General features: G+C 59.0%; 6 protein-coding genes. All 6 read left to right on the top strand.

The window, feature by feature from the left end:
* Positions 1 to 107: 107 nt before the first annotated feature.
* Entirely contained in the window at positions 108 to 1,835 is a 1,728-nt protein-coding gene (locus tag BM064_RS26075; RefSeq protein ID WP_092866368.1) for a type IV secretory system conjugative DNA transfer family protein, read from the top strand.
* Between the two features lie 18 nt (positions 1,836 to 1,853).
* Positions 1,854 to 2,417, top strand: a complete 564-nt coding sequence (locus BM064_RS26070; RefSeq protein WP_092866365.1) for a hypothetical protein — start codon at positions 1,854 to 1,856, stop codon at positions 2,415 to 2,417.
* 492 nt (positions 2,418 to 2,909) lie between these two features.
* Complete coding sequence (locus tag BM064_RS26065; protein ID WP_092866362.1) at positions 2,910 to 3,935, top strand: replication initiator protein A; 1,026 nt, start codon at positions 2,910 to 2,912, stop codon at positions 3,933 to 3,935.
* 112 nt (positions 3,936 to 4,047) lie between these two features.
* Positions 4,048 to 4,722 carry a ParA family protein gene (locus tag BM064_RS26060; protein ID WP_092866359.1) on the top strand — a complete coding sequence of 225 codons (675 nt, stop codon included), beginning with the start codon at positions 4,048 to 4,050 and terminating at the stop codon, positions 4,720 to 4,722.
* Positions 4,722 to 5,075, top strand: coding sequence for a hypothetical protein (locus BM064_RS27245; protein ID WP_143103475.1), 354 nt, complete (start codon positions 4,722 to 4,724; stop codon positions 5,073 to 5,075). Before BM064_RS26060 ends, BM064_RS27245 begins: the two co-directional genes overlap by 1 nt.
* A gap of 37 nt (positions 5,076 to 5,112) precedes the next feature.
* Positions 5,113 to 5,409 (top strand): type II toxin-antitoxin system RelE/ParE family toxin, encoded by a 297-nt coding sequence (locus BM064_RS26055; protein WP_092866356.1) that lies wholly within the window; start codon positions 5,113 to 5,115, stop codon positions 5,407 to 5,409.
* Positions 5,410 to 5,461: the final 52 nt, after the last annotated feature.

Genomic DNA, 5,461 nt, shown 5'->3' with positions numbered 1-5,461 from the left:
GGGTATCTCAGCCCCGTCGAATTCGAGGAACGCAACGCCCGCGCCTCTGTCAAAACCGCCGCCTGAGCCGGTCCGCCCGAAGGGGCGCACTCCAAAACGCCGTCCTGATGCGGGGCGTGATCCGCCTCTTTGACGGACTGTTCCGGTTCGTCGGTCGGCTGATCTTCACCCCCATCCTGTTGGGCTGGATGATCGGCGCTGTCCTGTTCGGTGCGATGATTGGGTTCATCATCGGAGGCGTCGTGGCCATGACAGCTTTCGGACCTCCGCTTGGTCACTCTGCCTGGGAATGGGTCATCATCGCGCCGCCTGTCCTCATCGGCGCAGTCTTCGGGTTCCAGTACTGGCGCAAGACCTCCGGGGCCGATGCCTACTTCGGGCTGTCCGGCGACAGCCACGGCTCGGCCCGCTTCGCCAACCGCAAGGAGCTGAAGAAACTCCAGGGGGATGATGGTCTTCTGATCGGGCGCAATCCGCACACCGGGCGGCTGCTGCGTTATGACGGCCCCGCCCATCTGATCACCCTCGCCCCGACACGGGCCGGGAAAGGTGTCGGCACCGTGATCCCGAACCTGCTGGCGGCGGAACGCTCGGTGCTGGTCATCGACCCCAAGGGCGAGAATGCCCGGATCGCAGGGGAAGCGCGACGGCGGTTCGGGACGGTCCATGTCCTCGATCCGTTCGGTGTTAGCAACACTGGCAAGGTCTCCGGAATGCCCTCCGCCGCCTACAACCCGCTCGACCGGCTGACGCCAGACAGCCTCGATCTGGGCGAGGATGCCGCCTCGCTGACAGAGGCGCTGGTGATGGACCCGCCGGGGCAGGTTTCGGAAGCGCATTGGAACGAGGAAGCCAAAGCCATCCTCGGCGGGCTGATCATGTTCTGCGTCTGCCACGAGGATCGTGACCGGCGCACACTGGCCACCGTCCGGGAATATCTCACCCTGCCCCCGGAAAAGCTGCGCGCGCTGCTGGAGCTGATGCAGGACAGCGATGCGGCGGGCGGGTTGATTGCCCGCGCCGCCAATCGGTTTCTGGGCAAGGCGGATCGGGAAGCCGCCTCGGTCCTGTCGAACGCACAACGCCACACGCATTTCCTGGACAGCCCGCGCATTGCCAAAGTGCTGTCACGCTCGGACTTCCACTTCTCGGACCTTCGCCACCGGATCACCTCCGTCTTTCTGGTGCTGCCCCCCAACCGCATGGATGCCTACAGCCGCTGGCTGCGCCTTCTGGTGTCTCAGGCCCTCCAGGACATCGCACGGGACGCTGAGGTGTCAGCGACACTGGCAGCGTCTCAGAAGCCCGTAGCGGCCCAGAATGGCGCTCAGGGGGCTTCTCAGCGCCAGAAGGCCTCGAACCCCACGTTGGGGCCTGCGCTGTTCCTGCTGGATGAATTTGCTGCCCTGGGCCGTCTGGAGGCCGTGGAGCGCGCTATGGGGCTGATGGCGGGCTATGGGCTGCAACTCTGGCCCATCTTGCAGGACATGAGCCAGCTCAGGGACCTCTACGGCGAACGGGCGGGCACCTTCATCGCCAATGCCGGGGTGCAACAGGTCTTCGGCGTGAATGATTTCGAGACAGCCAAGTGGCTGAGCCAGATGATCGGCCAGGAAACGGCTGGTTATCAAACCGACAGCTACAAGCCGGGCGACAATCCGAGCTTCAGCAACAACCTCACAGGCCGCGATCTGCTGACCCCCGATGAAATCATGCAGATGCCGCCCGAGTTGCAGCTCCTGCGCGTGCAAGGGCAGCCCTCGGCGCTGGCCCAAAAGCTGCGCTACTTCGCCGACCCCGAGTTCAAGGGGCTGTTTGTCCCGCAGGACCAGTGATCCAAAGGATGACCCGCCATGACCGACACGCCTGACCCAGACCAACCGGAGTTCCCTGCCCTCTCCGACGCTGAGCTGCGCGAAACCCTCGATCTCATGGCCACGGCTGTCGCCAGCATGTCCAACCGGATCGACGAGCTGCAATCCGTGGCGAAAAAACAGATCGCGGTCTCGACGGAGGCGCGCATCGCGGCCTTCGCAGCGCGGGACCAGTCCAACCCGAAAAAATATGGCGAGCTGATCGGCCAAACCGTCGATCGTGGGATTGCTGACAGCCTCAAGCGTTTAAACAAAGCGGCTGGGGTTCTGCTAGACAGCGCTGAAAGATCAAGCGCATCGTTTCAGGAAACCACGACGGCCCATTCGAACACGCTGCGCTTGATTGCTGACCTTCGCGAAAAACAACGACAGGACCGTCGCTGGCTTCCATGGGTGGGTCTGGGCGGTGTCGTTCTGGCTTTGGTGCTGACGGTGACGCTTCCGCGTTTCCTGGCCAGCAACCCCACCACATGCGCGCTGATCGGGGCGACGTGGACGGCGACTTCCACGGGCGTCAACGCCTGCGTATTCTATGGGGAGTAAAGCGTAGCGGCAGATCGGACGCTTTGCCCTTTTCTAGGCATTTCAGTCGCCGCAGGCGACCAGGAGGCTCTGCCTCCTCTGCCCCTGACGGGGCATTCACCTCCGGGATATTTGTGGAACAAAGATATCATGGTAGGATGGTCTCGCGGTACAGGCGGGGACGCCGATGGCCGTGAACGGAGATGTCTCCGGGCGCCCTTCCCCTGCAAAGGTGAGGGGCGTTTTCCCATCGCGCGGCTGAATCTGTGCGCTTGCGGTTTCGGTCAGCCTGCAAAGCTGGGTGTTATATATGTGTTAGAATCCGTGTTACGCATTCTGAAATAGGAGATTAAATAAACTATTTCAATCACTTACAAGAACGTGGTGCAGCTAATATCCCGATAGAATGCAGGTATTATCCGGAAAAGTGCAGCCGTTATCCCGATAGCGCTTGTGGTGCAGCTAATATCCCGATAGCAAAAAGAGTGCAGCTGTTATCCCGATAGGTGATTCATGGATGAAGACCGTCGCCCCCTCCTCCCGGATCGCCATCCCCAGGCCAATCTGTTCATCTGTGACGTGGCCGATGCCGTCATCAAAAGCGACATGGCGTCCATGGAGCATCCGATATTCACGCTGTCAAAGAAGCCGATTCGCGACGTCAAAAGATACGAGCATGGTGATGTTGTTCTTGAGGTTACGCCTGGTCCCAAGGGCATTGCCAACATCTACGACAAGGACATCCTTATTTTTGCGATCAGCCAGATCATGGCGGCGCGCAACGAAGGACGCCCCTACTCCCGTGAAATCCAGTTCCAGGCGCAAGACTTCTTGGAGTTCAGCAATCGCCACACCGGCGGTCACGACTATGACCTGCTGCGTGACTCCCTCGACCGCCTGGACAGCACTCGTCTCAGGACGACGATCAAGACGGGCGGTGAAGAAACGTGGGAGGCCTTCGGCCTGATCGAGGGCGCAAAAATCAAGCGAAAGCGACACGATGGCCGCGTTACCGAATGGGGTCTGAAGCTGTCAGAATGGCTGTTCAAGGCCATTGAGGCCAACGAAGTCCTAACCCTTCACCCTGACTATTTCCGTCTTCGCAAGCCAATCGAGCGCCGGATTTACGAGATTGCGCGAAAGCACTGTGGTTCGAAAGAGTCTTGGCAGATCGGCCTAAAAAAACTTCAAAAGAAGTGCGGTTCGAGCGATGCCATCCGCAACTTTCGGCAAGCCGTCCGGGCGCTGTGCGACTTTGATCACTTGCCCGACTATTCGGTGAGCATGGAAGACGACATGGTGTCGTTCCGCAGCCGTGTTTCACAGCAGCTTATCGTCGGTTCGGGATATACGACCAAGCTCATGCCCGAAACCTTTCAGGCTGCGCGACAAGCCGCGCCGGGCTGGGATGTGTATGTCATCGAACAGGAATGGCGGGTATGGGTCATGGGTCTGCTTGAACAAGGGATGGAGCCACCGCGAAATCCTGACAGCGCGTTCATCGGGTTCTGCCGCAAATGGGCGGCTCGCCAGCAATAGGTCATATTATATGACGTATAAAATATCACGTTATATAATATGCCGCATATAAAAAATGACGTGACATATTTTGTGGCACGTCACATAAGAGAGAAAAACAACGAGCAGACAAATGATTGTAAGCGTCCTCTCACCCAAGGGTGGCTGTGGTAAATCCACCGCAACGCTGACCTTGGCGTCGGTCTTCGCGAAGAACGAAGACCTCTCGATTGCCATCGTTGACGCTGACCCACGGCAAAGCATCGCACGGGTTTGGCTAGGTAAGCGCAATGAAGAGAACCTTGGGGAGCCACCCTTCAAGGTCATCTCTGACCCTTCTGATAGCACGATACTCGACACGCTGGAGGCGGCAGGCAACGACCATGACTTGGTTTTTGTCGATCTCGAAGGAGTCGCAGGCTTGATGGCGTCCTACGCCGCCTCTGCCTCTGACCTCTGCATCGTTCCAATGCGCCCGAGTGCCCTGGATGGCGATGCGGCAGGTGCGGCCCTAAAAATGATCCGGGACGCGGGGCGTGCCGCGAGGCGGACGGTGCCAGCTCGCATCCTGATCACTCAAACTGACGCTGCAATCGTCACGACATCTCACAAAGAGCTGTTGGCAGAGCTGGATGGGGCAGGGGTAGAGCGCCTGCAAACCGAACTTATGCGTCGAGCGCCGTTTGAAAGGGTTATGGCCGAAGGCAGAACCCTTTTTGAGCTGCAAGACAGTCAGTCAGTGAAGAGCGCGATCAGCAACACCGCCACGCTTGGCAAAGAGCTGGCGCAGATACTGGAGGCAGGATGATGGCAGGAACGTTCCTGAATCTGAGCGATGATGATCAAGAGGAAGCTTCAGAGCCGAAGATTGGGGCAGGGTTGAAGCGCAAGACGAAAAACTCTCGCCCCAGAGCCGACGTTGAGGCGGTCGCAGCCGCAGGGCGGAAAAATGGCTTCAACCGATCAACGGACACCGTTCAATCATCACCCGCTCCAAGGCGTGGTCGGCCACCGTTGAACGAAGACATGACGTACTGGCGCATTTACGTGTCCTCCGACCTTCGGAGTCAGTTGAATGAACTGAGAGACAAAGAGGGCAGGCGGCTCAACGATGTGCTGGCTGATATGCTCACCGCATACCAAGACGGGAAAATAACATGAGTGTGTCATTGACTTATATGCCAATGACGTATATCTGATGACCAAGTTACAAACGGTTGTAGAACTTCCGGAATTTCAGCGCCGGGCAAAGGCAGTTATGTCCGACGACGAGCGTGAAGCTGCCGTCGTGTGGATCGCCGAGAACCCCGAGGCGGGGACTCCGCTCGGTGGTGGTCTGCGAAAAGTGCGTATTCCCCGCGAAGGCGGGGGCAAGCGGGGCGGATTTCGGACGATCTACGTATTTGGCGGTCGGCATATGCCGATTTTCTTGGTCACTGTTTTTGCCAAGAACGTGGAGTGCGCCCCTCGGAGTGGGCAGGTCGGCCGGGTCTGAATTGACCGGGGGCGGGCTTTCCGATGAGGAAGGTCCATGCCAAGACGCCATC

This window comes from Albimonas pacifica (assembly GCF_900113695.1).
In the GTDB taxonomy this organism is placed as follows: Bacteria; Pseudomonadota; Alphaproteobacteria; order Rhodobacterales; family Rhodobacteraceae; genus Albimonas; species Albimonas pacifica.
The sequence above is the reverse complement of the archived record's forward strand: the minus strand, read 5'-3'. Positions and strand labels throughout refer to the sequence as shown.